The 26,573-nt window shown below is 59.9% G+C and carries 26 protein-coding genes, 12 tRNA genes and 1 pseudogene; 18 read left to right on the forward strand and 21 right to left on the reverse strand.

The window, feature by feature from the left end:
* Nucleotides 1-83: 83 nt before the first annotated feature.
* Entirely contained in the window at nt 84-743 is a 660-nt protein-coding gene (locus STTU_RS03680; protein WP_043254010.1) for a TetR/AcrR family transcriptional regulator, read from the reverse strand.
* Between the two features lie 270 nt (nt 744-1,013).
* Between STTU_RS03680 and STTU_RS03685 the strand changes: the two genes are divergently transcribed.
* The 4 genes from STTU_RS03685 to STTU_RS03700 all read left to right on the forward strand — a co-directional run bounded on the left by STTU_RS03685 (nt 1,014) and on the right by STTU_RS03700 (nt 5,484).
* Nucleotides 1,014-1,811 carry a phosphatase PAP2 family protein gene (locus STTU_RS03685; protein WP_043254011.1) on the forward strand — a complete coding sequence of 266 codons (798 nt, stop codon included), beginning with the start codon at nt 1,014-1,016 and terminating at the stop codon, nt 1,809-1,811.
* Nucleotides 1,808-2,836 (forward strand): DMT family transporter, encoded by a 1,029-nt coding sequence (locus tag STTU_RS03690; protein ID WP_007819953.1) that lies wholly within the window; start codon nt 1,808-1,810, stop codon nt 2,834-2,836. Before STTU_RS03685 ends, STTU_RS03690 begins: the two co-directional genes overlap by 4 nt.
* 122 nt (nt 2,837-2,958) lie before the next feature.
* Nucleotides 2,959-3,669, forward strand: a complete 711-nt coding sequence (locus tag STTU_RS03695; RefSeq protein WP_007819955.1) for a TMEM175 family protein — start codon at nt 2,959-2,961, stop codon at nt 3,667-3,669.
* 183 nt (nt 3,670-3,852) lie between these two features.
* The gene (locus tag STTU_RS03700; protein ID WP_007819957.1) at nt 3,853-5,484 is read left to right on the forward strand and encodes an ABC-F family ATP-binding cassette domain-containing protein; all 1,632 of its coding nucleotides are present in this window, start codon (nt 3,853-3,855) and stop codon (nt 5,482-5,484) included.
* 109 nt (nt 5,485-5,593) lie between these two features.
* On the opposite strand, the gene STTU_RS03705 is transcribed toward STTU_RS03700, so the two are convergent.
* A tRNA-Leu gene (locus STTU_RS03705) sits at nt 5,594-5,678 on the reverse strand.
* 136 nt (nt 5,679-5,814) lie between these two features.
* Nucleotides 5,815-6,282: pseudogene (locus STTU_RS03710) on the reverse strand (sugar phosphate isomerase/epimerase); the annotation flags it as partial.
* A gap of 33 nt (nt 6,283-6,315) precedes the next feature.
* On the opposite strand from STTU_RS03710, the gene STTU_RS32360 reads away from it, so the two are divergent.
* A complete protein-coding gene (locus tag STTU_RS32360) occupies nt 6,316-7,953 on the forward strand; it encodes a recombinase family protein (RefSeq protein WP_078518905.1) in 1,638 nt (545 codons plus the stop codon).
* A gap of 102 nt (nt 7,954-8,055) precedes the next feature.
* Here the strand turns inward: STTU_RS32360 and STTU_RS03715 are convergent, their stop codons facing one another.
* The 18 genes from STTU_RS03715 to STTU_RS32630 form a co-directional block, all read right to left on the reverse strand.
* On the reverse strand, nt 8,056-8,511 hold the full coding sequence (locus tag STTU_RS03715; RefSeq protein WP_043254013.1) for a cell division protein DedD: 456 nt from the start codon (nt 8,509-8,511) through the stop codon (nt 8,056-8,058).
* A 1,224-nt stretch (nt 8,512-9,735) separates the two neighbouring features.
* Nucleotides 9,736-10,392, reverse strand: coding sequence for an RNA ligase family protein (locus STTU_RS36140; RefSeq protein ID WP_063894598.1), 657 nt, complete (start codon nt 10,390-10,392; stop codon nt 9,736-9,738).
* A gap of 65 nt (nt 10,393-10,457) precedes the next feature.
* Entirely contained in the window at nt 10,458-10,796 is a 339-nt protein-coding gene (locus STTU_RS34495; protein WP_158678767.1) for a hypothetical protein, read from the reverse strand.
* On the reverse strand, nt 10,793-11,173 hold the full coding sequence (locus tag STTU_RS36145; protein WP_199784994.1) for an SLOG family protein: 381 nt from the start codon (nt 11,171-11,173) through the stop codon (nt 10,793-10,795). The genes STTU_RS34495 and STTU_RS36145 overlap by 4 nt, the downstream gene beginning before the upstream one ends.
* Nucleotides 11,170-11,418 (reverse strand): hypothetical protein, encoded by a 249-nt coding sequence (locus STTU_RS34500; protein ID WP_158678768.1) that lies wholly within the window; start codon nt 11,416-11,418, stop codon nt 11,170-11,172. Before STTU_RS34500 ends, STTU_RS36145 begins: the two co-directional genes overlap by 4 nt.
* 5 nt (nt 11,419-11,423) lie before the next feature.
* A complete protein-coding gene (locus tag STTU_RS32125; RefSeq protein WP_007819962.1) occupies nt 11,424-13,298 on the reverse strand; it encodes a DNA polymerase in 1,875 nt (624 codons plus the stop codon).
* 326 nt (nt 13,299-13,624) lie between these two features.
* Nucleotides 13,625-14,176, reverse strand: coding sequence for a hypothetical protein (locus tag STTU_RS32375; protein WP_063894599.1), 552 nt, complete (start codon nt 14,174-14,176; stop codon nt 13,625-13,627).
* A 52-nt stretch (nt 14,177-14,228) separates the two neighbouring features.
* Complete coding sequence (gene nrdJ / locus STTU_RS32130; protein ID WP_052862313.1) at nt 14,229-16,229, reverse strand: ribonucleoside-triphosphate reductase, adenosylcobalamin-dependent; 2,001 nt, start codon at nt 16,227-16,229, stop codon at nt 14,229-14,231.
* A complete protein-coding gene (locus STTU_RS03725) occupies nt 16,226-16,801 on the reverse strand; it encodes a hypothetical protein (RefSeq protein WP_234019128.1) in 576 nt (191 codons plus the stop codon). The genes nrdJ and STTU_RS03725 overlap by 4 nt, the downstream gene beginning before the upstream one ends.
* Entirely contained in the window at nt 16,798-17,607 is an 810-nt protein-coding gene (locus STTU_RS32595; protein ID WP_199784995.1) for a metallophosphoesterase, read from the reverse strand. Before STTU_RS32595 ends, STTU_RS03725 begins: the two co-directional genes overlap by 4 nt.
* A 532-nt stretch (nt 17,608-18,139) precedes the next feature.
* Nucleotides 18,140-18,415, reverse strand: coding sequence for a hypothetical protein (locus STTU_RS34505; RefSeq protein WP_158678769.1), 276 nt, complete (start codon nt 18,413-18,415; stop codon nt 18,140-18,142).
* A 495-nt stretch (nt 18,416-18,910) separates the two neighbouring features.
* The gene (locus tag STTU_RS34830; RefSeq protein WP_199784996.1) at nt 18,911-19,321 is read right to left on the reverse strand and encodes a DUF3310 domain-containing protein; all 411 of its coding nucleotides are present in this window, start codon (nt 19,319-19,321) and stop codon (nt 18,911-18,913) included.
* Between the two features lie 44 nt (nt 19,322-19,365).
* Entirely contained in the window at nt 19,366-19,560 is a 195-nt protein-coding gene (locus STTU_RS32610; RefSeq protein ID WP_007819977.1) for a hypothetical protein, read from the reverse strand.
* Between the two features lie 337 nt (nt 19,561-19,897).
* Complete coding sequence (locus STTU_RS36150) at nt 19,898-20,329, reverse strand: CHC2 zinc finger domain-containing protein (RefSeq protein ID WP_078518909.1); 432 nt, start codon at nt 20,327-20,329, stop codon at nt 19,898-19,900.
* On the reverse strand, nt 20,281-20,712 hold the full coding sequence (locus STTU_RS32620) for an endonuclease VII domain-containing protein (protein ID WP_043254020.1): 432 nt from the start codon (nt 20,710-20,712) through the stop codon (nt 20,281-20,283). Before STTU_RS32620 ends, STTU_RS36150 begins: the two co-directional genes overlap by 49 nt.
* Complete coding sequence (locus tag STTU_RS03755) at nt 20,705-21,073, reverse strand: hypothetical protein (protein ID WP_043254022.1); 369 nt, start codon at nt 21,071-21,073, stop codon at nt 20,705-20,707. The genes STTU_RS32620 and STTU_RS03755 overlap by 8 nt, the downstream gene beginning before the upstream one ends.
* Before the next feature lie 51 nt (nt 21,074-21,124).
* Nucleotides 21,125-21,943, reverse strand: a complete 819-nt coding sequence (locus tag STTU_RS32625; RefSeq protein ID WP_043254023.1) for an AAA family ATPase — start codon at nt 21,941-21,943, stop codon at nt 21,125-21,127.
* Nucleotides 21,944-21,990: 47 nt separating this feature from the next.
* On the reverse strand, nt 21,991-22,800 hold the full coding sequence (locus STTU_RS32630) for a PD-(D/E)XK nuclease family protein (protein ID WP_234019129.1): 810 nt from the start codon (nt 22,798-22,800) through the stop codon (nt 21,991-21,993).
* Nucleotides 22,801-24,344: 1,544 nt separating this feature from the next.
* Here STTU_RS32630 and STTU_RS36155 point away from each other — a divergent pair.
* The 13 genes from STTU_RS36155 (at nt 24,345) to STTU_RS34510 (ending at nt 26,506) form a co-directional block, all read left to right on the forward strand.
* Complete coding sequence (locus tag STTU_RS36155) at nt 24,345-24,680, forward strand: HNH endonuclease signature motif containing protein (RefSeq protein ID WP_086021171.1); 336 nt, start codon at nt 24,345-24,347, stop codon at nt 24,678-24,680.
* A 27-nt stretch (nt 24,681-24,707) separates the two neighbouring features.
* Nucleotides 24,708-24,780: transfer RNA gene (locus STTU_RS03775), tRNA-Asn, on the forward strand.
* 64 nt (nt 24,781-24,844) lie between these two features.
* A tRNA-Lys gene (locus STTU_RS03780) sits at nt 24,845-24,917 on the forward strand.
* A 214-nt stretch (nt 24,918-25,131) separates the two neighbouring features.
* Nucleotides 25,132-25,205: transfer RNA gene (locus tag STTU_RS03785), tRNA-Asp, on the forward strand.
* Nucleotides 25,206-25,331: 126 nt separating this feature from the next.
* Nucleotides 25,332-25,404, forward strand: a tRNA-Met gene (locus STTU_RS03790).
* A 2-nt stretch (nt 25,405-25,406) separates the two neighbouring features.
* Nucleotides 25,407-25,480 (forward strand) — tRNA-His (locus STTU_RS03795).
* 153 nt (nt 25,481-25,633) lie between these two features.
* A tRNA-Glu gene (locus STTU_RS03810) sits at nt 25,634-25,707 on the forward strand.
* A gap of 95 nt (nt 25,708-25,802) precedes the next feature.
* Nucleotides 25,803-25,874: transfer RNA gene (locus STTU_RS03815), tRNA-Glu, on the forward strand.
* Nucleotides 25,875-25,882: 8 nt separating this feature from the next.
* Nucleotides 25,883-25,960: transfer RNA gene (locus STTU_RS03820), tRNA-Ile, on the forward strand.
* Nucleotides 25,961-26,027: 67 nt separating this feature from the next.
* Nucleotides 26,028-26,101: transfer RNA gene (locus STTU_RS03825), tRNA-Leu, on the forward strand.
* A gap of 8 nt (nt 26,102-26,109) precedes the next feature.
* Nucleotides 26,110-26,182: transfer RNA gene (locus tag STTU_RS03830), tRNA-Thr, on the forward strand.
* A gap of 24 nt (nt 26,183-26,206) precedes the next feature.
* A tRNA-Pro gene (locus tag STTU_RS03835) sits at nt 26,207-26,278 on the forward strand.
* 60 nt (nt 26,279-26,338) lie between these two features.
* Nucleotides 26,339-26,506, forward strand: a complete 168-nt coding sequence (locus STTU_RS34510) for a hypothetical protein (protein ID WP_007819982.1) — start codon at nt 26,339-26,341, stop codon at nt 26,504-26,506.
* The last annotated feature ends 67 nt before the right edge of the window (nt 26,507-26,573 follow it).

A 26,573-nucleotide genomic window follows, 5' to 3' on the forward strand; every position in this document is an offset into this window, starting at 1 on the left:
GCCCGGGTGCGCCGCCCCCGTCCCCACGGTGCGGCGCGGGCGCGTCGTCGTCCTTCATCCGCCGGTACGACGACCGCCGGTCTCTAGGGGCTCTCGCCCGCGTCCCGCTCCCCCGCCGCTTCCGGGTCCTCCAGACCGAGGACGGGCAGCAGCACCGCGCGCACGAAGCACTCCATGTACGGCGTGTCCGCGTGCTTGCCGTCGATGAAGGTCCGCATCCGCAGCACGCCGAGGAGCTGGGAGGCGACGTACGGGCGGGCGGGGTGGTCGGCACGCAGTTCCCCGCGCGCGACACCCCGGTCGAGCATGGCGCCGATCGCGGCCAGCTCGGGGTCGACGAGCGTCTCGCGCAGGACCTTCTTCAGGTCCGGGTCGTGGAGCGCTGCCTGGGTCAGCGCCTGGACGAGCAGCGTGTCGCCGAAACTGCCGCTCCCCGCCGCATGCGCCGCGGCGAGCAGATCGCCCGCCAGGCTCCCGGTGTCGATGCCGCTGAAGCGCTCCTTGGTCCGGGCGCGCAGCGCGGCGGCGACGAACTGCTGCTTGGTGCGCCACTGCCGGTAGAGCGTGGACTTGCTGCACCGGGTGCGCAGCGCGATGCCCTCCATCGTCAGCGCGTCGTACCCGCAGCGCCTGATCTGGTCGAGCACGGCCTCGTAGAACTCCTGCTCGCGCTCGGGCGTGAGCTTGGACCGGCGCGAGGCGGCTGGGTTCTCGTCGGTGACTTCGACGGCTTCGGCGGTCATCGCGCTCTCCTCGTCCTCCGGCGGCGGCCCATGGCTCCATGGCGGTCGGTACGGCAGTCGTATCGGGAAGAGCAAGAAATCCGCTCGTCCGGTACGCCAGTGTACCGGTACGCTGGCGTATCGATACGTGGCAGTACCGGTACGCCGGTGTACCGATACGAAAGTGTACCGATACGACGTCGTACCGGTACACTGGCGTACCGCTGGGCTCCAGGGGTCACCCCTGCCCCTACCGCACCACCAAGTCGTCACGTCAAAGGGGCCCCGGGCATGAGTACCGCCCGTTCCAGGTCCGCGACACGGGAGCCGGACACCACTGCCCGACCACCCCTCGTCCGCGAACTGCTGCTCGTCGTCGGACTCTTCCTCCTCTACAAACTGGGGCGGAAGCTGGCGAACGGACACATTTCGGAGGCATACCGTAACGCGGATCACATATGGGATCTGGAGCGGTATCTCCACCTTCCGAGCGAGACGGACATACAGGCACTGCTGCTGCACAGCGACAGCCTGGTGCACGTCGCCAACACCTATTACGCGACCGTGCACTTCCCGCTCACGCTCGCCTTCCTCGTCTGGCTCTACTGGAAGAAGCCCGCGCACTACGTGTGGTCGCGCCGCGTCCTCGCGGTCCTGACCGGGATCGCGCTCGCCGGGCACCTGCTCTTCCCGCTCGCGCCCCCGCGCATGCTCGCCGCGACCCACCTCATGGACACCGGGCTCGTCTACGGGCCCACGGTCTACGGCTCGACCCCGCAGACCGACTCCGTCTCCAACCAGTTCGCCGCGATGCCCTCGCTGCACTTCGGCTGGGCCCTCATGGTCGCGATCGGCTTCATCGCCGCCGGGCGCCACCGGGCCCGCTGGCTGTGGCTGCTGCACCCCGCGACCACGCTCCTGGTGATCGTCGGCACCGCCAACCACTACTGGATGGACGTGCTCGTCGTCTCCGCCCTCCTCGGCATCGCCCTGCTCGTCGTCCCGCGCCCATCGGCCCGCCTCTCGCGCTCCCGCCCCGTTCCCCGCCCGCCCCTGCGGCGGCTCCTCCCGCACGGCGCGAGCCGATGACCGCCACCCTCCTCGCGGTCGCGCTCTCGCTGATCTCGGCCGTCGCCTACGCGACCGCCGCCGTCGCCCAGGAGCGCCTCGCGGCGCGCACCGCCGCGCAGGGCCACGGCGGCGGCCTGCGCCTGCTCGCCAACAGCGCCTGGTGGGCGGCCGTCGGGCTCAACGCGGGTGGCGCGCTGCTGCACGTCGCCGCGCTGCGCTACGGGACGCTCACCCTCGTCCAACCGCTCGGCGCGCTGACCCTCGTCGCCGCGGTCCCGCTCGGCGCGCACCGCGCCGGACGCCGCGTGGCACGCCGCGAGTGGCAGGGCACCGTGCTCACCCTCGCCGGCCTCGCCGCCCTCCTGCTCACGGCCTCGGGTCCCGCCCCCGACGACGCGCTCTCGCTCACGGAGGCGCTCCTCGTCGCGGGCGCGACCTCCACGCTCCTCGCGCTCCTCGCCCGCCCCGGCGGTCGCCCCGGCCTGCGCCACGCGACCGCCTCCGGGCTCGCCTCGGGCATCGCCTCCGCCCTCACCCAGACCCTCACCGTCTCGGCGGGCGGCCCGCACCTGCCGCTGTGGCAGGCCGGGATCGTCGCGCTGCTCGTCGCCGCCTTCGCGGCGGGCGGCCTGCTCCTCGCCCAGACCGCCTACCGGGGCGGGCTCGGCGCCCCGCTCGCCGTCCTCACCCTCGCGAACCCGGTCGCGGCGGCGGTCGTCGGCCTCAGCCTCCTCGGCGAGCACCTGCGCGGCGGCGCCCCCGGTCTCGGCCTCACGCTCGGCGGAGCGCTCGTCGCCGCCTGGGGCGTCGTCCTGCTGAGCCGCGCCTCGGCACGGCAGCCGGGCGCCTCGACGGTCGTACGCGGCTCCGCCTCCGTACCGCCGCCGCAGGAGGCCCCTCCGCGCGAGCCGGTCCCTGACCCGCTCCCGGTGGAGACGCTCCCGCTCGCCCTGCGGACGGTCCCCGTCCCGCCCCCGGCGCTGCCCCGCCCGGCGGACGGACCCGCCCACGCCCACGGCGGCAGGGGCCCGCGCGCGGCCTAGGGGCCCCGCACCGCTGACCCGCCCGATGGACCTCCCGGCCCCGGCACCCGCCCGCCGCCGCCCCCGCGCGGCATAGTGCGGCGGAGCCCGGCGCGGGACCGGGTCCGAGGGGAGCCGCCGCCGTGCCGCACGAGCCGAAGCCCGGACCGCCCGGGGACAGCCCGGGGCCCGGGGCGCACGCGGAGCGCGATCCCTCGGCGCGCTTCCGGCGCAGCGACACCTCACGCCTCGAAGCGATCAGCGACGGCGTCTTCGCGGTCGCGCTCACGCTCCTCGTCCTGGAGCTGAACGACCCGCCGCACCGCAACGGCGGGCTCCCGCGTGCCCTGCTCCACCAGTGGCCCGCCTACGTCGGCTACGTCGCCTCGTTCAGCTACGTGGGCGTGATCTGGCTCAACCACCACCAGGCGTTCGCGCGCATCCGCAGCGTGGACCGCGCGCTCTCCGGCTGGAACCTCGCGCTCGTCGGCATCACCTCGGCGCTCGCCTTCCCCACCTCCGTCGTCTCGGAGACGCTCAGCGAGTCGGCGACCGGGCGCGACGCGCGCACCGCCGTGGCCCTGTACGCCTTCGTCGCCGCGCTCATGTGCACGGCGTGGCTCGTGCTCTACCGGTTCCTGCTCGGCCGCCCCGCGCTCATGGAGCCGCATGTCGAGCCCGGCTACCTCCGGCACGGCGTGACGCGCTCGGCGGTCGGGGTCGTCGCGTACGTACTCGCAGGACTGCTCGGCGTGTTCGTGACGCCGCTCGTCGCGCTCGGCGTCTTCGTGGTCCTCCCCGTCTTCTACTTCCTCACGACGGAGGGGATGCCGAAAAGGGGCGCGACCGGCTGAGCGGGGGCTTGTTAGGCTGCGTGGCACGTATCCGTACGGAGGTCGCGAGAGTGGTGGCGGGAGACGACGACATCTCCGGATGAGTCCGGAGCCCCGGGCCACCGGCGGGCGCAGGGTGCGCCGGGCCGGGTGGCCCGCTCGTCCTGCCCACCCGCCGTACCGCGTCCTCCTTGGTGGTTCCCCATGCCCTCCCCCGCCCCCGTCCTGCGCGCCCGGGACCTCGTGCAGGTACTCGGCGGCCGTCGTGTCCTCGACGCCGTCTCGCTCACCGTCTCCCCGGGCCGCCGCCTCGGCGTCATCGGCGAGAACGGCGCGGGCAAATCGACCCTGCTGCGCCTCCTCGCCGAAGCCGACCACCCCGTCTCCGGCACCGTGGAGCGCCCCGCCGACCTCGGCTTCCTCCACCAGGAACTGCCGTTCACCGCGCGCGAGACGATCACGGACGTCGTCGAGGCCGCTCTGCGCGAGGCCCGCGCGGACCTCGCCGCGCTCGACCGCCTCGGCACGGAACTCGCCGCGACCGCCGAGGAGAGCCCGGCGTACGCGGACCTGCTCGCCGCCTACGAGCGGACCCTCGCCCGCGCGCAGGCCCGCGAGGTGTGGGACGCCGACCGCCGCGCGGCACGCGCGCTCGACGGCCTCGGCCTCGGCGGGCTCGCGCCCACGCACACCCTCGGTTCGCTCTCCGGCGGCCAGCGCGGGCGGCTCGCCCTCGCCGCGCTCCTCGTGCGCCGCCCCACCGCGCTGCTCCTCGACGAGCCGACGAACCACCTGGACGACGCGGCGGCGGCCTTCCTGGAGGAGCGCCTGCGCGAACTGCCCGGCGCCGTCGTCCTCGCGAGCCACGACCGCGCCTTCCTCGACGCGGTCTGCACGGACCTGCTCGACCTCGACCCGGCGGTGGGCGGCCCCGTCCGGCACGGCGGCACGTATACGGAGTACCGCGCGGTACGGGCCGCGGCGCGGGCCCGCTGGGAGGAGCGGTACGCGGCGGAGCAGGAGGAGGTGGAACGGCTGCGCGAGCGGGCCGGGGTCTCCGCGCACCGCGTCGCGCCGAACCGCTGGCGCTCCGACAACGAGAAGATGGGGTACGGGCGCCGGGGCAACCGCGTCGAGCACCAGGTCTCGCGCCGGGTGCGCGACGCCCACCGCCGCCTCGCGGACCTGGAGCGCACCCGGGTCCCCGCTCCTCCGCCGCCGCTGCGCTTCAGGGCCGCGCGCGGCCTCGCCCTCGCGGCCGGGCCGGACGGCCCGCTGCTCGCCCTGCGCGACATCCGCGTCCCGGGCAGGCTCGCGCTCGACCGGCTCGACGTGGCACCCGACGCGCGCCTGCTCGTCTCGGGCCCGAACGGCGCCGGCAAGTCGACGCTCCTCGCGGTCCTCGCCGGCTACCTGGAGCACGAGGGCACGGCCGAGGCCGCCGACGGGCTCACCGTGGGACTCCTGCCGCAGGACACGGTCTTCGCGGAAGGCGGGCGCACTGCGGCGGAGTTCTGGGTACGCCGCCTGGGCGCGGCGCGTGCGGAACGCGTGCCGCTCACGGCACTCGGCCTCTTCGCCGCGCGCGACCTGGACACCCCGGTCGCCCGCCTGTCCGCGGGCCAGCGCCGCCGCCTCGCCCTCGCCCTCCTCGTCGCCAACCCGCCGGGCCTCCTGCTCCTCGACGAGCCGACCAACCACCTCTCCCCCGCCCTGTGCGACGAACTGGAGGAAGCACTGGGCCCAGGGCCGGGCGCGATCGTCCTCGCGAGCCACGACCGCTGGCTCCGCCGCCGCTGGACGGGCGGCGAACTCCGGCTGACGGCCACGGACTGAGACGGGCACGGGGGCGGGACCGGGCACTTCCCGGCCCGCCCCCGCCCCGTACCGTCGGCACACACGCGAAAGGCCCCTCCAGGATCTCTCCTGGAGGGGCCTCGCTCTGTGTCCGAGGGGGGACTTGAACCCCCACGCCCGATAAAGGGCACTAGCACCTCAAGCTAGCGCGTCTGCCATTCCGCCACCCGGACAAGGTGTCTGTCGTTCTTCCGGCGTCTCCCCCGGCGACATGGATAACTCTACCAGGTCCCCGGGGTGCTCCTCACCTCCATAAGGCGTGGTCAGGCGGGGTGGCCGGGGCGGCCTGGCGGTCGCCCCGGCCGCAGGTCAGCGGTGCTTCTTCTCGCGCAGGGAGTGGAGGTGCGCGGAGGACTTCTGGGCGAAGAGGAAGGAGTCCACGGGGTTGTCGTGCTCGACCTGCCAGTGGTGCGCGCGGCGGGCGTCGCGGGTGCGGTGGTTCACGGCGGTGAGGAAGCTCAGGTAGTCGATGTCGCCGTCACCGACGTCGGTCATGTCGTAGCCGTCGCTCGCCAGCTCGTCGTGCGTGCCGTCCTTCACGTGGAAGAGCGGGTAGCGGTGCGGCTGCTTGAGGACGTAGTCGAGCGGCTCGAAGGGGGCGGGCTTGCCGTCGGGGGTCTTCGAGAAGCGGAACTGGCCGGTGTAGGCCCAGTAGATGTCCATCTCCAGGAAGACGAGGTCGGGGTCGGTCTCGGCGAGCAGCACGTCGTAGAGGCGCACGTGCGGCTGGTCGGAGGCGAAGCGGAACTCGTCGCCGTGGTTGTGCTGGCACAACTTGCTAGGCGCTACAGGGTGTGCGACCCTCCTGCCATGACTACGACGCTGCCAACCCTTCCCAGTAGCCCAGCCTTGGAGCCGTCCGCCGTTTGGTCCCCGCCCGAGTGGACAGAGCAGGACCGGCAGGAGCTTGCGCGGCTTCTTGAAGAAGAAAAGAACTTGCCTGCGGATGCCCCCCGGGCATTGCTTTCCGTGAGGCTTTCTGTGCTTACAGAGGAAACCACTAGCCCAGTACGGCAGGAGCTTGACCTACGCCGGGAGGCACTTCGTAGGCAGATGCGAGTAGTGGGGCTGGCTATTGACCTCAATGTTTCCGCTACGAAAGTGCCGCCGTGGAAGAGGGCAGAATTGGGAAACTGGCTTAATAACCGTGTTCCTGAGTTCGATGTGATCCTTTTTTGGAAGGTGGACCGCTTCGTACGCAACATCCTTGATCTACACGTCATGATTGAGTGGTGTAAGGAGTGGCAGAAAGACCTCATCTCTCTCAAAGACCCAATTGATTTGCACTCAGAGATGGGGCAAATCATGGCCACCCTTACGGCGGGCATTGCCAGGATCGAAGCCACGAATATTAAACTTCGCATTTCTTCGCTCTGGGAGTACCAGAAGAAATCTCTTTCAGCAAGGCATATGATTGGAAAGCCGATTTTCGGCTATGAGGTGACCGGGGAGGGCGGAAACAAGCAACTCACCATTAACGCTTTTGCACACAGGGTATTGCATTGGGCTCGGAAAATGCTCCTCCGGGGTAAGAGTCGGGGATACTGTGTTCACATGTGGAACAGGGCGGGAGTCCCTACAGGCTCAAAGCGGAGAGAAACAGTATGGCAGTCATCAACATTTTGGTCTCTAATGACAAATCCCGCCTTGATGGGCTACCGAGTCACACGCAAGGGGCTTACGAAAAGTACGCAACCATCAGTCATCGTTCGTGACGAAAACGGAGAGCCGATTAAGGTTGCCGAAGGGATTTTCACGCCCGAGGAGTTTCAAGACATTCAGGCAGCGCTAAACGATACGCGCAAACCTCCGATCAACAGAACAAAAAAGCAAGAATCCCGCTTCATCGGCGTTTTGGAATGTGGGTACTGTCACAGGACACCGTACAAGCACAAGCGCAGAGACCGCGCCCCCTTGCGATGCCGCAGTAACGAGGGAAAGGCGCGTGAGCCGCAATGCTCGGGCGTACGCGCGGAAAGCGCCGATGAGGTCTACGCACACATAACCAAGGCTGCTTTCGAGAAGATTGGCCATCTTCCCGTCGAATATCGCACCTATAAGAGGGGCAAAGATGTAAAAGCCCGCGTGGATAACATCGAAGCCGCCTTGGATTCATACTTGAAAGGTCTGGAACCCGGCGGGGTATATGCAATTGGGGGGTACGTACAACAGAAGGCCGAAAAAAAGGTTGCGGAACTAAATGCCGAATTGACCCGAATCGATCCCGAAGAAACTAAAGACCGGTGGGTTTACGAACGCCAGGGGGATGAGACTTACGCATCCCGCTGGGAAAATGGAGGAGTAGCTAAAATGGAAAAGGATCTATTGCGTTCGGGGGTAAAGTTCATCATCTATGACAGCGAACACATGGACATGATACTCCCAGGGAACATGAAGAAATTGCAAGCCTCGCTAGCGATAAAAGAAGATGCCTTCAAGGGCAAATAGGTGAAAGGGGCCCCCTAAGGGGGCCCCTTTCTTTCTATTCATAAACCAATACTTCTACAAGAACCTTGTCGCCAGAGTCGCCCAACTCATATACAACAATCGTCAATATACGCGCCTCCCATCGAAAATTACAGCGTCAATATCATCAGCACCTAGGGGCCATACAATGCGCCAAACACCCGCCGCCTCCAGTCGGACCTTGCAGCGATAGCAGGGGGAACGGGTTATATAAACGGTCCCGCCTTCCAAATCCTCTCTTCGAGCATGAATGAGCAGATTTTCTTCGGCGTGAATGGCAATGCAACTGCTGTAATCCCCGCCGGGAGGCAGCTCGTCATAGGTTGAGCGGCCACGAGGGCACATGCCGTCTAGGCAGCCTCGGGCCTTCGGGGTGGTGCCGTTGTAGCCGGACATGCACAGTCGCTCGCGGCGGTCCAGGAGGACGGCCCCTACTTGGGAGCGTCGGCAGTCCCCTCGGGTGGCAACGGCCCTGGCGATCCCTAGGGCCCAGGTGTCTACAGATGGCCGTGTGACGGCCTGTGGGGTCGGTAGCGGCATAGTGGGGCCTCTCGGGTTAGTGGGCCGTGTGGATGCGGTGGGAGGGCCGCAGAGAGCACACGCGGCACCTGCGGTATGGGCGTTTAGCCCACGAGGGGAGCACGCTCACTGGCTCGGCCTTGTGAGGGGTTTCCTGCATGTGGTCGCATCCAGGGCACGAGTCGCGCAGAAGGCCGTACTCATGAGCGCACTGCACTGTGTCAGCCATGGTCACTCCGAATCATCTGCGGGAAGGTCTTCATGCCGTTTCGCCAAATGACCTCCAGGGCCGCAGTGTCAGCCCTGTACCTGATGAGGTCCGAAATCCAGTCAGTGAGATTCATGTACGCCCGGCCCTCCAGGGCCCGGGGGCTGTGCTGGTCAGTCATGAGCACTCCATTTGTAAACTGCCTTAACAAATTATTCTGTGTTCTCGATTTCGCTTTTCCATAGGCGGGTTTCGAGGCGCCGGATTAGGCGGCGATGAGGTTTCCCGTAGTCGCCTTCGACCTTGTATCTATGTTTCACGATGCGACTATTACCGGAAACACCCTGACTCTTTCCCCCACTGGGGTGCCAACGTTTCCGCCTGCCTGTTCTCGGTATTGGGGTGCTCAAGTCTTAAGCCTCCATGGCAGTTCGCTAAATGGGGTGCCATGTTCCACGCGGTAGACGAGTTGCCAGCCTGAATCCCCATAGCGATACAGTTCTCCCCCTGCTACTACCGACACCACGTTTACCTTCTCAGATTGGGTGTCAATAGGCGCAGTTCCAACAATGCGCCCGATGGCATTTTTCGCCCTTCGGGGCCCGGCATGATATTTGGCTGCGGGGGTTCGGTTAGGAATGATAGTTGCGTAGGGTTCCCAGTTTAGGCAGGAAAGGTATTTCGCGCACTGCTCTTCCATGGTCATTACTCGCCCCCCCCTAATCCACAAGGCCACTAGCAATATGGTAGGGAATAGCGCCGTTGGCCTTTCGGAGCACTAGAACGTTCAGCCCAAGTTGACCGGACTTCTGCGGGTACTTTTCAATGACGCCGCAATGGGCTGAGTAGGCAATGTCCATCAAGAGCCCGTTCTTACCCTGTTTCACTGTGCCGATTTTTACCCGACCCCCGGAGGTAGAGGCGGAAAGAATGTAATCTCCGACTTCAAGAGGAACGCCGAACGAATCTGTAGCCATATGTCCTCCAGTAAAAAAGGGGCCCCAAGACTTTCTTGGGGCCCCGCTGGTTCTCAGTAATTAATCAGAAATGAGGGAAGATGTCTCCCACTTTCCCGCGTCATCGTGGTCTAGTGTCGCCTTGAAAATACTTCGTGACTGAGTGTGGTAAATACAGACCCCTTCGGGACTCATGTAGCCAGGGGCAACCTTAGAGCCGGTATGACGGAGTTTGGACAGCTCATATCGTACGACAGGGGTGCTCAGCATTCCTGTGTACAGAACTGGCACGGCTCCTATCTGGCCTGCCAGACTAGAAAGTTCGGCCCGGGTACTCATGGAGTCCAAACCATCAGGGCCGGTCTCGTACCATCGAGATACATTGAAGAGGCTGAATCGCCTCTCATTCAGGCCGTATCCACGCTGGATGCCCCTACCCCACCATTCACCATAGTGGAGCCCGGCGCCAAGAATACGAACGAGGTCTTCCGCGTTGTCGTACGCCCACCTGGCGAAACCGAAATTGTCAGCCTCGGGGGTAATCATTCGCTTCCGAGACTGAGCGTTAAGCCAATAGGACTTGCCCTCATGGCTAACATAAACACCCTCAACGGGTGTGAGTTCCGATGATGGTAGCTCACTAATGTGAACTGCGGAGTTAGTGCCGTCAATCTTCTCGGTGATTATCACATTCCGGAAAAGGCGAGCAGTCTTAGGCCAGGGAGTAAAAGCGTGCATGTTTTCTCCAACAAAAAAGGGGGCCTCAAAGATTCCTTTGAGGCCCCACACAAATTTGAGGTCTACTAGGCAGCGAAAAGCTTCATGACCCGCTCTGACGAGGTGACGTATCCGTTTAGGAACCTTAGAATGTAAAAACCATCCCCGCCGTTTGCGTCGGGATACGGCCCGCTTTCCACGGTGTACAAAACACTACCGTTGGAATTGGTTACCTTGTCGCCCCTGCTGAACCTGGGGAGCTTTTCCATTTCCGAAGTAAACCAAATGCGCTCAACACCTGCTTCATCGCGCACCACTACACGGCCGGGGAGGGACCCTGCGAGGGGGCCATATGTAATGACTCCCGTAAGACCAAGCCTCCGGGAAGTATTCCTGACCTTGTCGCCAATCTTGAATTCCGTCATCCTTGTTCCTTAATCACATGTACTGGAATGCCAGCCCTTACAGCCAGGCCGAGTGTCATTGTCGTGCCTGCGCTTTTCCCACGCTTGAAGCCGAAACAGACATCAGCCCCAGAATCCACCATGCGGGCGTTTCGCAGGTAAGCCGCTCGCTTGCCGTGCCTCTCCCACTCTTCCGCTGTAACAGGGTGTTCCTCGTACCGCGTTCTGTAGGTTTCAGCGAATGCCTTCGCCATTGCGTCGGCTCCGGTCTTACAGCCGCCTGCCACTATGACAACTTCCTGCGGCGCACATCCCTGAGACATAGCCCAGCGTCTTAAAGTGTCTGAGAAGAGACGCCAATCAATCCATTCTCGTGAGCCAGTGACGAGAACTCTCAATATGCCTTGCCGTCCCGCTGCGGCGGCATCCCAACGGCCTTCCAGAGGTCTACGGCAATGGCACTCACTGCACTTTCCGGAAGATTGGCATCGATTGCTACCTGGACGATTGCACCGATTCCATTGATCATGGGCCGGTAAATCTTCAAAACTTCTAGCATCTTCTCTTCGTAAAGCTGTTCGGCAACGCTCTCAAGAATGTCATTCATGGCCGAATCAAAGTTACGCTCTTCCATTGCTTTCACTCTTTCTAGTGTTTGCTGTTTTCGGCTTCGAGGACTGAGCCCCAGGACCGTGCCCCGATCTCAACCTCAGCGGGGATAACGAGTCCCTTGAATGTGAAAGTCATGATCTCTGCGGCCTTAGCCGCAAGCTCTTCGGCTCGGCTCTTTGGGAAACTGAACACGATTTCGTCATGAATTACGAGCCGCATCCACGGGGTATATCCAGCCTTGTGGAGTTCGAGGAGGGCCCGGACTGTGATATCGCGAGCTGAGGACTGAATGTAGTAGTTGAGGGCTGCGTATGGGCGTGTCTTGTCTACGGGAATGCGCCGCCCGGTCGCTGTGTAGATGTGCCCCGTACGTATCGCCTGCCGCTGTAGCTGATCAGCGAAACGCTTGACACCCTTATAGGTGCCCCAGAAGGCTTCTACAGCCTTCTTGGCATCAGGTTCCGGAACCCCGAAACCGTCTGTGACCGCCTTCCAGCCTCCTCCGAACCCTACAGCGAAATTGGTTCCCTTTCCCGCTTTCCGCTTGGGGTGCTTCGTCATTCCCTCAGGCATGGGGCCAAAGGCCGCAATCGCGGTAATGTTGTGGAGGTCAATTCCACGGTTGAATGCGTCCAACATGACTGGATCACCGGATGCGGCGGCCATGACGCGGAGTTCCATATTAGAGAAGTCGATAGAACAAGAAACGTGCTCCTCTTCTAGCACTTCTCCATTCTCGCCCAGTACAGCGGCATCGGCCAAGAATTCGTGTCTCACGTAGGGGTCACCTGCCGGGAGGGTCTGTGCCGGAATAGCTCCGGTAATTGTCATGCGGGCTGTTCTGGCCTGGCAAGAATTTATCGAGCAATGCACGCGACCGTTCTTGTCACGCCCCTTAATAGCGCTCTCAAACCAGGTCTTCCGCCACTTGCCAGCCTTCTTAGCATTCACAATTGCTTCGGTAAGGGGATGCGCAATGGAGGTCAACACATCGTCATCAACACTAATGTTCCCCTTCTTCGTCTTCTTTGTAAGTTTGTAGCCCAGTACGGTAAGCCGGTCAATGATTTGCTGATTGGAGTTGACATTCTCAACCCCTAGGGTCTGAGCTTTGCTTTCCCACTCCCTTTGCTGGTTGGTGAGATTAACGCATTCGCGCTCTGCGTATTCCAAGTCGTGAGCGTAACCCGTGCGCTCCATTAGGCTTGTCACATACGCTGTGCGATGCTCCCAAGCAAAGAGCCCCTTTTGCATAGAGCGTGAGGGAATCTTGTGGTACAGAATATCGAAAAGCCGGAAGGCCCAAACGGGGTCCATCCCCGCGTAAAGCAAAAAATCCTTGTCGAAAAGATCAACCAGGGACCATATCTCCTCTTTCTTTACCTTGTACTTTTTAGCGAGGGCAGTCATTGAGCCTTTTACTTCTTCGGCTGCCCCTGCGTCAATGTAGAACTTGATTAGCTCTTCCAGTTTGGCCCCTGGGCCACCCTCCTTAACCGCCCTCGGATCAACGAGGTGGCTAGTGGGTTTGGTGTCGATGATCTTTGGGGAAAGCTGCTCCATAGGAATCCCTAGAGCTACCTCGGCAACGTGAGCATCAAATGATGCGCCATTATGCGTGATGACTCGTTCTGAATCCCTCAGGGCAATTCGTGCGGCACTGGCAAATTTGGTGCCTCGCTCGACAGGGAGTACGTAGGCTTCGCTTCTGTTTCCGAACTGTGCTAGGCGGCAATGGAATCCATTGCCCCAATTCCACCAGTCCAGCCCCGTTGTCTCAGTATCGAAGCCCATAACTGGATTGGTGGCAGTGAAGCGGAAAAACGGAATCAGGTCACCAGTATCTTCAACTGCGTGAATCCTAATTTTCTCACCCTTGAGGGTGTATTCAATATCAATCAAGGGCAACACCTAGTTTTCTGCTAGAAGGTACCGGCCGGTGACATCCACTAGGGTTCCGATCACGTGCACCCGAATGCTTACGCGGCTGCCATGTCGTGCAACAAGTCCTCGCAGCATATTGCGTACTTGTGCATCACTTACAGCCACCCTATGCATTTCCGGCTTTGACCAATACACCCCTTGGACAATGAATGAGACAATAAACTCCGGGGTCTTTCCATGCCCGGTCATATTGTTCGCCTGACTATTGACAGGTTCCAACGATTCTCCAAAGGAAATGGGGGCCGGGATAACCCGGCCCCCATCAATCAAGGGCTTATCTCAACAACTTGCGATTACTTCACTTCAAACTTCCCGCTCTTCTTGTTGAGCCAAGCAGGGTCACACTGTTCGGACTTCTCGCGGGCCGGGCAGAACATGGCCTCCCAGTTCGCGCCCGTACGGTGTGTGCGCTCTCCGTGCTCGCAGGTCGTGACGCCCCTGTCGTCCCCACCGGAGGCCGTAACGACCTTTCCCCCTACGAAGGTCTTGGGGGCTGACGCGCTAGAGGCAGGCGGCTTCCCAGCTCCCTTGTACTGGGACCGGGTGTACGCGGCGGCCTTGGATACCCGATCAATGACGCCATGAGTGGCCAGGGCATTGACCAGCTCGACAGTCCGTGTGGCTGCCTCTTCCGCTGTGCTCCCGTACACCTTGGGGGTAATCCACTCAGCCTCATAACCGGAGGAAGCCTTAAGCGTGAGGCCGATAACGAAGGGGTTGAGGGGGTTAGAGGGTACGGACGGCTCTGGGCTCTGCGGAACGGGCACGCTAGGCGATTCGGGCTGCTGCGTGGGCTCATCCCAGGGGGACGTGTTCTCAAACGGATCAGGGTAAGCAGTGGTCATAAACATTCCTCCATGGAACAAGAAGAGTCGAGATGGTTGAAAACGGGGCGGATCAGATTGGGCAGGCGCCAGAAGCGCAAACCTCGTCGTAAGAAGTATCGGAAGTTTCCGTTCCGATCTTACGGGTAAGTCGCTCGTATTCCTCCTTAGTGATTCTCTCGTACGGGGGCTGCTCGAAGGACATTTCAGGGAAAACGGTAGTGCCCTTGAGGTGGAACAGGTAGTCTCGCAAGCAATTCTGTAGACTTTCCGGAGTGTATTCCTTGGGGTCTACGTTTGCAGTGTATGAAACTGCTTGGTCAGCCCAAGCAGATTGATATAGCTCCTGCACCCGTAGCATGTCTGTAACCTGGAGCATTCCTGCATGTTCAATCATCCCAGCATCTTGAACCAGATCAACTAGAGGGTCTTTGGTCGGAATAGCAACAACCATTGTATTCGCTGCTACCTTATCCGGCTCAACCAGATATCCTGCGGCACGATATTCTTCAATCTTTGACGCTTCTGCGGGTTCCAGGGAGGAGAACCTAATGCGGCGGATGAAGTAATCAGCAAATGGGGCGTGAATGCCCTCACCGCTTACTCCGGCCAACTTGGAAATTGTGCCCGTGGGAGCAATAACCCGCTTCTTGATGGGGACAGCGATTCGCAGAGCATTAGCGTACTCGATTGCAACTTCGTCTACAGCGTGAGCAAGTTCTTCCAGCTCAAGAATGACGCTCGTATTGCACCATGCGTCTGAGTATTTAATCCCCCGCTTGGCGAGGTAGTCAGCAAACCCAAAGTGACCCACCCCGATGCGCCTGTAACGCGAGATCGCCTTGCGGGACCTGAAATCCGATACTGATGCGAAAGTAGCTCGCAGCAGATACCTGGTCATAAGGGCGTGCGCCTGGAGGAGGCCCGTACGGTCAACACTGCCGCCAGGGGAGACGAACGCGCCCAGGTTCACGGAGCCGAGATTGCAGGGCTCCCAGGGGGTGAGTGTCGCCTCTCCACAGGGATTCGTGGTGTAAACCCCATCGACCTCCCCTTCTGCGCTTAGGGAGGAATTCCAGACCCCCGGCTCGCCGTTCCTTAGCATCCCCTCTGTGATGCGCTGAAAGACAAACCTTGCCCAGGAGTCCCTTTCGGCGACCTGCGCAAGAAACTCATTGTCAATTTCGACGCTGATATTCGTAGTCCAATGCCCCCCGTACTTCTTGAGGCGCATGAACTCTCCGATACGGGGATCAGCCCAATGCATGATGGACATGCGGGCGGAGCGGCGCACGCCCCCGGAAATAATGCACTTGGCAATGGCGTGGTCAATTTCCATTGCGGCCGTGCCGTTAAGGGGCTCCCCTTCTTCCTCGCTGAGGATTTCCCCAATCTCAACCAGCATGAGAGCAAAGGGCAGGGGGCCGGAAGCTGTACCACCAAAACTTTCCAGAGGGCTTCCCTTTGCCCGGACCTGGCTTACATCGTAAATCCTGTCGCGAGATCCTTCCCCGGGCTCATGCGCTGTGCCAATGAGGTCTTCCAGTGCGCGTGCCCACCCCTCGCGGGAGTCTTCCACTTCGTAGGCGTAAGGGGACTTGTGATCGTACTTGTGGGAGATAACTGTGGAGAGTTCTTCGTAATCAGGGTGTGAAGGGTCGCATACTATGTGCACCTGGACTGGAGGCCCGATGAGGGGGAATCCCTTAAAATACTTCTTCGAGTAATTCGCTCCTACTCCCCCGCCCTCCGCAAGGCGGAGAAGGGTGAAGGTGAAATGCTCTGCGGGAATGTTAGGGTTCCAGCCTGCGGCCCAACAGTTATTCAGTGCGAAATCACTTACCCCGGACGACTTCAGGTGCCTTCCAGCGGGAAGGATTTTGAAATCGGTCATCATTGAGATGAGGTCTTCGCGTTCACCCTCGTAAACATATCGGGGCTCTACGAGCGCTAGGTTTCCGTCTACCACTCGGCGTACGGTATCCGGCCAAGTCTCGGGGGTGCCATCTGCCCGAATACGGGAGTAGGTGCGTTCATATACAGTCCTCGCGGTTTCGGTCTTAAACTCTGTCAAATCTTCTCCAGGTTGTTGCTGCGGATCTGCCGATTCATGGCCTTGGACAGTGCAATGAGGGCACGCGAGCAGGCCACGGAGTCGGCACGGTTAGTGAGGGGGATGCCTTCGACGTAGTGCCGCTCCAGGAGGCCCCTGTACCGCTCTGGGAGCCGTCTGAGGCCGGTCTCTGCGTCGAGTCGGGCTGACGAGATGTTGTCGGATACTCGGGCCCTCGTGAGGTCGTCCTCACGGCCCATGAGGGCCCCGATCTCCTCGTCGGTGTAGACGAAACTCTGTAGTGCCTGCTTCGCCTCGTCGGGGGTGTAGTAGTACTGATCGTCTAGAAGGTCTCGGGCGTCACGCTCTCGGGATGCGTACTGATGCCCCGCCTTCCTAAAAATCTTCCAGATGAACGCTTCGTCAGGATAGACAGCCTCAATGGCCTTGCGATGTTCATAAGCGTGAGCAAGAATCTCCTGCTTTACATCGTCCTTTTCAACAACACCCCATTCGCGGGCGATATTTGCGGCTACACGATCAGCTAGAGCGCTGAGGTTTTCCCAATCCATGGATACGGTCGCTGTGGTCAATTAGCACTCTCCTTGCGGGCGAACTTTCCTCCTGCACCTCGAACGAGCTTCCCATAACGCTCACCCTCAACAATGAAAGATCCGTCATTCGAAATGGGTACCGCCTGAGGGGTGGCCTCGTACTTTCCCACGTAGAGCATCCCAATGCCCTTCTGCCAGTTGGCAGGGCCTCCCCGCAGATACGAAGCGCTTCGGACATCCATAAGGTGACCAACTTCAAAACCGTAGATGGTCTTAAGCTTTCCCGCGTATCCTGTGGATTCCGGAGAAATGGCCAAGCGGTGAGTGTGGCCCATGACTATAGAGACCCCGGCCTTTTTTGCCTTCGCTGCGGCAGTACGGCCCGCAATACCGTTGAGTCCGGGCGATTCGTGCCCGTGTATTGCAACCCACCCGGGGGCAATCTCATAGTAGGGGCTGAGCTTAGTCACCCCATACCCGTTGAAGTCTAGAAGGTTCTCGAATTTGAAGAATTCCGACGAGGCAAGAGCGGGTGCGTTTTTGCTCAGATACTTTCGGGGCCGTTCGTCGTGGTTCCCTTCAAGGATGCCTACAGGTCCATCATAAACGGCTCGCAGAGGCTCAAGGAAGTTCTTTTTCGTATACTCGGAATCTTCGATTACGTTGCCCTCAAATTCGGCCCTTGTGCCCGCACTCCACCGGGAGGGAGCCGGGTAATCCACAAGGTCACCAATCTGTACCACTTCATCAGGCTGATAATCCCCAATGAAATTGATTACGTTACGGAGGGCCCTGCGGTCCTCGTACGGGGCCTGTACGTCACTGATTACGATGATGCGCTTCAAATGATCTCCTGATCCATGTCGAATAGGGCTAGAGGCCTCTGGGGTGGAGCTGTGGTCAGGCGGTACTCGTGTCCTGCGCGGCCTCGTACGGTGCGGCGCTCGATAGGCCATCCGTCCGCCCGCAGCTCCCGCATACGTCTGTCCCCGGAACTTCCCCCACACCACGGGGTATTGAGGTCTGCTGTGGTAACCCAGCCGCCTCCCTCCAGGAGGGCCAGGACGAGCCCCCGGCGGGTGTGCCACTTGGGCCGAATCGGTTCAGTCATGTGCACTCCTTAACGGCAGGTGGGGTCCTGCGGAGAGACTGCTACAGAACCGTAGGGGGAGTCGGAGTGGTAGACCACGTAAATACGGTTTCCGTGATCGCACTTTGTGCCCGTATTGGAGAACCCGTCCGCCCCGGTAATGATGTCCATGGGGGCATTGTTGCGGTCCCCCTTTGGGGCGTCCTTAAACGGCTCCGTGAACTTAGAGCACCCGACTGCGCCGATACTGACAACGGTGAGTAGGGCCAGGGTGGCAATAGTCTTCTTCATTTGTAGTCTCCGAACTTTTTGGAAATGGCTTTTACGGTTTCCTCGTACTCAAACGTTTCTTGTGCTCGCAGCCAAGCCCTGCTAGCGGCATTGCAGATGCGTTCTTCAACGCTCATATCTGGATTGACAAGAGGGTTGTTGATGATTTCGGCGCATGAAACGAGTCCGCTACCAATAAGCCTCTTGCGGCGAATTTCCACCACTGGGGAGAGCCAATACTCTGTGATTCGGTAGAAGTATCCTTCTGGCAGCTTCGGGAAGTCTTCGCCCATTTGCTCTACGTCCTCACTTTAGGGTATGAGAAAGGGGCCCGGCAAATAACTTGCCGGGCCCCACAAATGCATCAGCCAGCTATGTCTAGGGCGAGTTGTTCGTAGCGGATTGGGAATTCACTGATGCGTACTTCGTTGGCTGTTCGTCGCCGGAATACCGCTTGCCCAAATCCGCCAACTCGCACATCTTCGTCAGGAACCTCATACTCCCGGATGCAAAAACCTAGTTTTTGAAGGATTTGAGTGTATCCGTTAAACCACTCATAGAGGCTGTCCCGAGTCGCAAACCCGCAGCTTTCAAAGTGCGCTATGCCCTTTAGAATACGGCACGCTCTAGGCGAGGGGTGTCTATGGTCCTGATGCTCGTCGTACATGTCGGAAAGGCGTTCGTACGACTCTGCGGGAATCCATTCACTCCCGTACGGGCCGATAGGGAAACCCCCAGAATTTACAATTTCCCTATGGGATACCCTCCATACTTTCAACGCCTTCTCCCTAAGAGTTTACCTTGAGAGCTTCGCGCCGCGCAATTTCAATTTCGATGTACTGGCGGGCCTTCTTGAGGTCTTCAATCCCTCCATCGCTGTGCTTGAGGTCGCAACGCCACAAATACTTGATCGCAGAGCCAATCGGGAAGTTCATGTGCTTCACGATCTCGATGCATTCAATACCGCTGGGGTGACTTGTGTAGTGCGATGGCGAATTGGTGGAGTCAGAGTCCGACTCCAGTTCCTCAGCACTGAAACAGAGGCTCCCGCCGCCCTCGAACTGCACAAGGTACGGAAACGGTGCAGTGTCTTTTGAACCCACGTTGGACACTACCCCTCGCCGCCCACTGATTTTCTTAGAAAATCCAGTTTCCTCAGATTCGCGCACCTTGACGAAATCCCCTTCTGCAAACGCCACGTAGCTCCCTCTCCCCTATACCGACTTACATATATGTGCTTGTTTCAGTCAAGGCCCAGAAGCGTCCGGATGGCCCCAGGCCCCTGGCGGAATCTCAGAGAATCAGGGTCCTCGCCCTCTGGCAGTTTCACAGGCACGCCGTTACTCATGGCCGCAGCCATTTTTTCGGTGAACTGCTCCCCGGCGGCGTCGCCGTCGCCGAGGATGAATACCTTTTCGTAGCCCACGAAGGCGGGCATAAAGAAATCCCGCCAGGTACTCACTCCTTGCACGGCGACGGCGGGGATTCCGTCTAGCTCAACACCCCAGGCGGAAAACTCCCCCTCTGTGAGTGCTACATATGGGGAGGAGGAAATTAGGGCTGATGTGTTGTACAGCCTTGATCCGTCACCGGGTTGGGATTTGTACTTACTGTGTCCTCCGTGCTGCTCTTTCTCGCCTAGCTGCGCATAATAGGCACCTGTTGCGGGGTCTTTAACGCACTGGTCGGCTATGCAGCGGAATCGGATGGTTGCTACTCCGTAATGCCCACCCGCTGGACGTAGATAAGGAATGGTCAGGTAGCCTAGGTAATGCTCATGCCCAATCTTGGCCGAACCTACGTAGCCTGGGCGCATCCGTGGAACTGCCTCCGACAATCCCCTCGCGGCCAAATAGGCTTCCGCTGGACTGCCAGGAAACTGCTGATGATACAGCTTCGCTGCTTCTACTGAACCGGGAACGTGCCCACTCAACAGCTCCAATATAATTCACCTCCTCTTCTCTTTGTATTACGTCCCAGGAATCCTCAGATACGGCACAGGCAAAACAAGTCCATCGATTCTTTTCAAGATTGATCGACGCACTTGGGCGGGATTCCGTATGCAGAGGGCACAGGATCTTGAGCCACCCTGACCGTTCTGGGAAGGATATTTGGGGATAGTAGTGCGCGAAAATCTCAGATATTTGAGGTTTTTCGTTCATTGGGTTCCGCGCCCGTCCGTGTATCGGGGCCCCAGTATTTGCCATGCGGGATAGTTTTCTAGGTAGTCGGCAGCTCGCCGCAATACTTCTGGGCGATCCCTGGCACCTCTCGCCAGCAAATGCCCGTTGCATCGCTGGCACAAGAGGCCCCGGATAGCCTCTGTCTTATGGCAGTGATCCACTGCCAAATTGGCTTTCCGGGGCTCTCGACAGATGGCACAAACGCCGCCCTGATACTCAAAGAGTCTCTTATAGTCCTCCGCGCTGAGCCCATAGGTGGCTTGGAGTCGCGATGCCCGAGAGGCGGTGCGACGAGCCTGTTTACGGCAGCTTGCACAGGTCTTTCCGCGCGGTCCGGTGAAGAACCTGTCAGCTCGGTTCCTATCGCACTTCTTGCATTGGCGGAATCCTCTCCGGGGCTCAGCCATTCTCCCGCTTTCGCTCTAGGGCTCGTTCCAGGATTTCCGTGGACAGGTCGGACAAGTTCTCAGCGAGCATCCACAGAGGCATGAGCGAGAACGTCACCGCGCTGGATGTCCCGAATCCGACGGCGCCCACCAGTGCGCTGCTGTAACCCCCCTGAGCGGCTTTCAGAAGGTCTGCTGCAAACCTGGCCATGTCTATACGCTGGGGGTTCGTGATGTAGACGAGGAGTACGGCCTTCTCCCCCTCTGCGGCTTCCCCAAGGTCAAGCTTCGGGAATCGCTCTGCGAGGTTCCAGGAGAACTCACGCTCCAGGCGGTAGCCCTTGCTGCGAAACGACTTCTTCGGGGCCTCAACGCTAATCATTTTCACAACCTCTCTATCCCCCTGGTGCAACCAGGGGAGAAAAAAATAGGACTAGAACTCTGCCAAAAGATCCGTAAGGCGCATATTGCTCTTATTGAACTCGAATGACGCGAAGGTCTCTCCGCTGGAATCCTCGAATCCTTCTCGGTTCTTCACGGGGCTTGCATGGATTATTCGGCCATCCATGCCGTCAATTTCTTTGTGGAGAGTTACAACTAGGCTGGGAACGCGACTGATCTTCCCCTTTACGCCCGAAAGGGGAATTGGCTTGAGTCCGTCAGAATATTCCCCCGTTACGTGATGGAGCGACAACACATGAGCCTGGGTTGCCCGCGCCATCGTGTCAAGGTATCCGCAGAGCCCTTCAAGGCTCTGAGAATAAGCGGACATGTCTGCTGCTGCGGGCCCGGCATCAACATTCGTAATGTTGTCTACCACAATGAGATGAGGGAAACACCCGAAAACTTCCTTGTACGAACGGATGTCGAGTTCCAGGCTCGTCAGGGTGGGCTGGCTTTCGTAATTCAACCGAAGCCACCATCGCTCTGCTAGCTGTCTTTCGTACTCATTGAAGGTCCCTTCAAGAAGCTTTTTCTTGATGACCCTCACATTGTCCCCGGTAATCATGGCCGTTGCACGGGATAGCTGTGTTGCCGCATTGGAGTCTGCGGAAAAGTACAAGCATGGCAGGTTTCCATGCATGGCCAGGTTTGCAGCAAACAGGCTTTTACCGGTTCCGGGGCCTGCTGCTATGAGAGAGAACTCTCCTCGCCGGAACTCGACTTCCAGTTTGGATAGCCCTTTGAATGGGCTAGGGAGGGGTGCCCCTGCTGCTCCTCGCTCGCGGGCACTCTGCACTAGTGAATACATTCTCTATCCCCCTCCTGCAACTAGTAGATAAAAAAATAGGAGCCGTGTCAACGCTTTATTTGCGCAACACTACAGGCGTGACTTACGTCACAAAAATTGCAGTCGTATCCCGGGTTGGCAGGGAAATCCCCTCGCTTGACCCCCGCATCCATATTGGCGAATCGCTGCCCTACTTCGTACTCGGATACCTGATCAAGCGCAAGCGGGCGGGAGAGTCCTCCAGTCTTTCCGAAATACCAATCCCCCCGCTGCACAGGCACATTATAGATCTTTTCGATGGCTGTTTTGTAGGTTTCGAGCTGGAACTTACTCTTCGTGGTGCCGGTCTTCAAGTCCCTTACTCGGGCGTTATCGTCCGCGTCAAGGGTAATAAGGTCTATGTACCCACGAACTTTTACACCCCCTAGCTCAGTAATGAAGTACAGCTCAATTGCTAGATCCCCGCTGGGAGTCATCCAAATTTCGGGCTTGTTCTCGTTCCACCATTCCACATAGCGGGCAGTCTGCTCCTGTCCCAGAATGTAGCGACGCTCGATGTCCTCCCCACCACTGTAGGGGCCCGCAGACATCCATAGATCCGTATTAGCCTCTTTGGCAAGCCCCTTGTTTATCAAAGCGCTGTACTGGTCTGAGAACGCCTGCACGGCCTCCTCTAGGGTCATGCTGCCCCCGGACCGCTCTAGGGCCTCTGCGGCACTGTGAAAGGCCGTGCCATGGGCACTCCACGCCGCAGGCCGAGGCACCACGCGCTCTACCCTCTGAAGGTAGAACTGCCAGGCACACTTTTCATACTGTTCAGTCTGGCTCACCGATCGGGGCATCGTTTCAACGCGCCCCCGGTAATCTGCATCAGTCATTGAATACAGCTCGTTTCGAGTAGTAGGAGATGGTGTAAGACTTGCTCCCCGGAAAACTACGGTGGGGGCGGTCGATGACCTCTGACATTACTTCGCAGAGCGCGAGGGGGTAACTCATTTCGAGGGCCAAAGCGTAGACAGCGTCCCGCCCGTCCTCGTCGAGCAGTCCTGTGGCCTGAGTGATGCTGACAACCGGGCCACACAGGGAGGTCTCAAGCCACTCGATCAGTACCGTGTCGCTGGCGAACGGCGCTCGCGCGCGGCGCATCCGGCAGTCGGGGTCGCGCAGGCCCGCAGCCAGCGTCCCCCTACGCGTGTACGCCCCTGCCCCCATGGCCTGAACTAGCTGTGCTGCTACCGACATACCCGCCCCCCGTGGCTCGTTGTGGCTCTCTTGTGCCGACCTCTTCACGCACCGTACACCTAGCCTCCGACACTCGCCCTTGGCATATTTGTGTGGCCTGGATCACACCAGCTCTACCGCAACCCTCACGCTGCGTCGCTGGTCAGCACTAGATGTGCGAACGTCCGACGCACACCAAAACAGCCCCCGTCGAACCTCAACGGGGGCTGTCAGCAAGCGAGTTGGAACCGTGGATTCCGGATAGATGCAACCCTGTGTAACCTACCTCTCACTTCTGATGAGACCTCATTTCAGCCGCCCTGTCCTCATCCCACGCCCTGTCCTCCTCAGGGGTGGGCAGCGTCAGCGCCCGCAGGGCTCGCCCTTCGGGCTGCTGAAACGCTGGTGGCAGCTCCACAACCAACAAACCGTGCCGGGGCTCTCTGATTGCGTACCTCCAGGGCCTAACATCTTTTGGGGTATATCGCAAAATAACGCCTTGATTTTGCAAACGACACTTCCAAAGCCAGGCTGAATGCGCCTGCCTTTCTGACAAAGTATCTCCTAGGCGGCTGCGCATATACAATCGCAAGTTTTTTACAGCTTGAAGCCCAGCGTGCTCATTTTCAATTACCAGGAATCTGTGCAACAAATCATTGACTTCATTAGCGATAGGATATCGCTCAACGTTCATATCCCTAAGACGTTTTGACACGGCCTGGTGACTTACACCGTACATTCGAGCAATCTCGGTATTGGTGAACTCATGGTGCAGCTCCAAAAGCGTGCGATCTGAGGGCAGCCCCACAGTGTCACCTTGTCCCGTTTTATGCTCGTTGGTTGACCATCCTGGCAGTTCAGGAGGGTACACAGGGCATCCCCCTCCTGCAACTACTCTCACCCCCCCGTGTGACGTGGATCTCATCTGCCCCTGGGGGTGTGCCTAGGTTGCTCAGTCTCACCTACGTATCTAGTGAAGAACAAAAAAGAACTTATTACTGACAGACTCTTAGAGTCTGTCAGTTAATTATCTAGACTAGAAATACATAGACAGGGCCCCATGAGGGGCCCTGTTTTGTTTCCTGATTCTTCGGGTGCTCCTGGTTGAGGCTGCTCCCAGTCGAGCAACGGCCCAGAATCAGGACGGCCCCGGGCGCCAGACTAGAAACCTCCCGGGGCCCCAAGCTAATAGGGGGTGGACATGCCTAGAGCGGCTTCAATCTGCTTGAACCGAGGTTGTGTGTCTAAAACCACCAAAGACGGCAGGTGCTCACAGCATCAAATCCGAAGAAGCTGGAACAGGGCTTCTTCTAGGAATTCAAGCCGCCCCGGTGATTGGAACAGCAGGAGGGCCCGGGTTCTGGCACGGGATCATTTCCGCTGCCAGAAGTGCAATGCGCTAAAAGACCTGGAAGTTGACCACATCGTACCCGTTTCGCGTGGCGGAACGTGGGAGTTGGATAATCTCTGGGTTCTCTGCAAGCCCTGCCACCGTAACAAAACCTATTACCTGGACCGCGCAAGCGGTCTAAAGTGAGAACACGCCGCCGCCAAGGTGGCTTAATGGTATGTAGCTCAATCGGTAGAGCACTGGACTGTTAATCCGGGGGGTACTGGTTCGAATCCAGTCATATCAGCGAGGTACCCATGCCGAGTATCATGGGATTCCAGTTTTCGGGACCTGGGGAGCAAAACCGAATTGAATCCGTAGCTCAGTTGGTAGAGCAGGGGACTTTTAATCCTCGGAGCGTCAGTTCGAGTCTGACCGGATTCACGAGGCCCGAAAGGGCCGGACTCCATACGGGGCTGCGGCCCATTCATGGAGCGAACTCCCGCATGAGTACAGGGCACCCGCAGCGCCCCTGCGCTTTCGTGGGAGAGGGTGACACGGTTCGCAGTCCGGGCATGAGGCGAGGCCCGGGGCCCGCACGGTCTGGCCGCCCTGAGCGGCAGCGGTTCGAATCCGCGCAACCGTGTCACTCTTCCCTGCCTCCTTGGCCTAGTGGTCTAAGGCAACGCCTTGTCATGGCGTAGATCGCCGGTTCGAATCCGGTAGGGGGCGCAAGGTGATAATGCTCTTGCCGCCGAGGAGACTTCCTTAAACCCCGGGTTTCATCCGGACGAAAGACAACAGAAGTGCGGCAGTTTTCAATAGGCTTTCCGGTTTCTCAAAAAACCGGTAGCTCTTGAATCGGTAGCTTAATTGGTAGAGCGCGAGTCTCATAAGCTCGAAAATGCAGGTTCGACCCCTGCCTGATTCACTGTGCCCATAGCTCAATTGGTTAGAGCCTCGCGTTGTGGTCGCGGAGGTTGCCGGTTCGAACCCGGCTGGGCACCCTTCCCTGTTGGTGCAATCGGCAGCACGCATGGCCCTGGACCATGAAATTGGGGTTCGAGTCCTTAACAGGGAGCCGCATTCGCGTAGCTCAACGGTAGAGCGTCGGTCTCCAAAACCGAATGTGAAGGTTCGATTCCTTCCGCGTTTGCCAAGCTCTCATAGAGTAAGTGGTTATCTCGCCTGATTCTCAGTCAGGAGATTCCGGGTTCGAATCCCGGTGAGGGTACGGGCGTCTGAGCTAGGGAGAGCAGCGGCACTGCGCGCGCGAGCAACCGTGAGGATATCTAGCAAACGGGAAATCCCGTACGCCACCAATTTCAAGCCCCCATCGTCTATTGGTTAGGATCTCGGACTTTCATCCCGAGGGACAGAGTTCGATTCTCTGTGGGGGCACACAGCACGCCGTATTAGCTCAGTCTGGTTAGAGCATCCGCCTGATACGCGGGGGGTCCTAGGTTCAAATCCTGGATACGGTACCAGCGCTCACACGGATATACGTCACTCGGGAACGTAAGCCCGGCCCGCCGTATGACGTGTGGAGCGTGACCACCGGTAGCCCAATTGGCAGAGGCGGCGCGTTTAGACCGCGCTTAGTGGGGGTTCAAATCCCTCCCGGTGGACAAACAATGCCCTTTTAGCTCAGTTGGCAGAGCACCTGTCTTGTAAACAGGGTGTCGCTGGTTCGATCCCAGTAAAGGGCTCTCGCCGTATTTCGGCCAATTCTTCTAGGTGTAGCTCAGTGGTAGAGCGCCCGGCTTGGGACCGGGGGGCCGCAGGTTCGATCCCTGCCACCTGGACTCACGGAGCGTCCGACCGCTCCAACACGCACATATATCTATCTCTCTATCGGAGGCACCATGCCCTACGCAGGCCCGCAGGACGACGACCAGGAGCACGAGGACGCCCCTGCACCTGCCCGGCTCAGCAGGGCCGCAGAGCAGCGGCTATGGCGTGAGGCGGCCCGCCTCGACCTGGAGGAGCTGGCGGACCTGTACGGCCTGGACCTCCCCGAGGTGCGCCTATGACCAGAGGGCCACAGCCCAAGCCGAACGCAGTCCGCCGCAACGCACATCCGTACGCACAGGAGCTAGC

Source organism: Streptomyces sp. Tu6071 (assembly GCF_000213055.1).
Lineage (GTDB): Bacteria > Actinomycetota > Actinomycetes > Streptomycetales > Streptomycetaceae > Streptomyces > Streptomyces evansiae.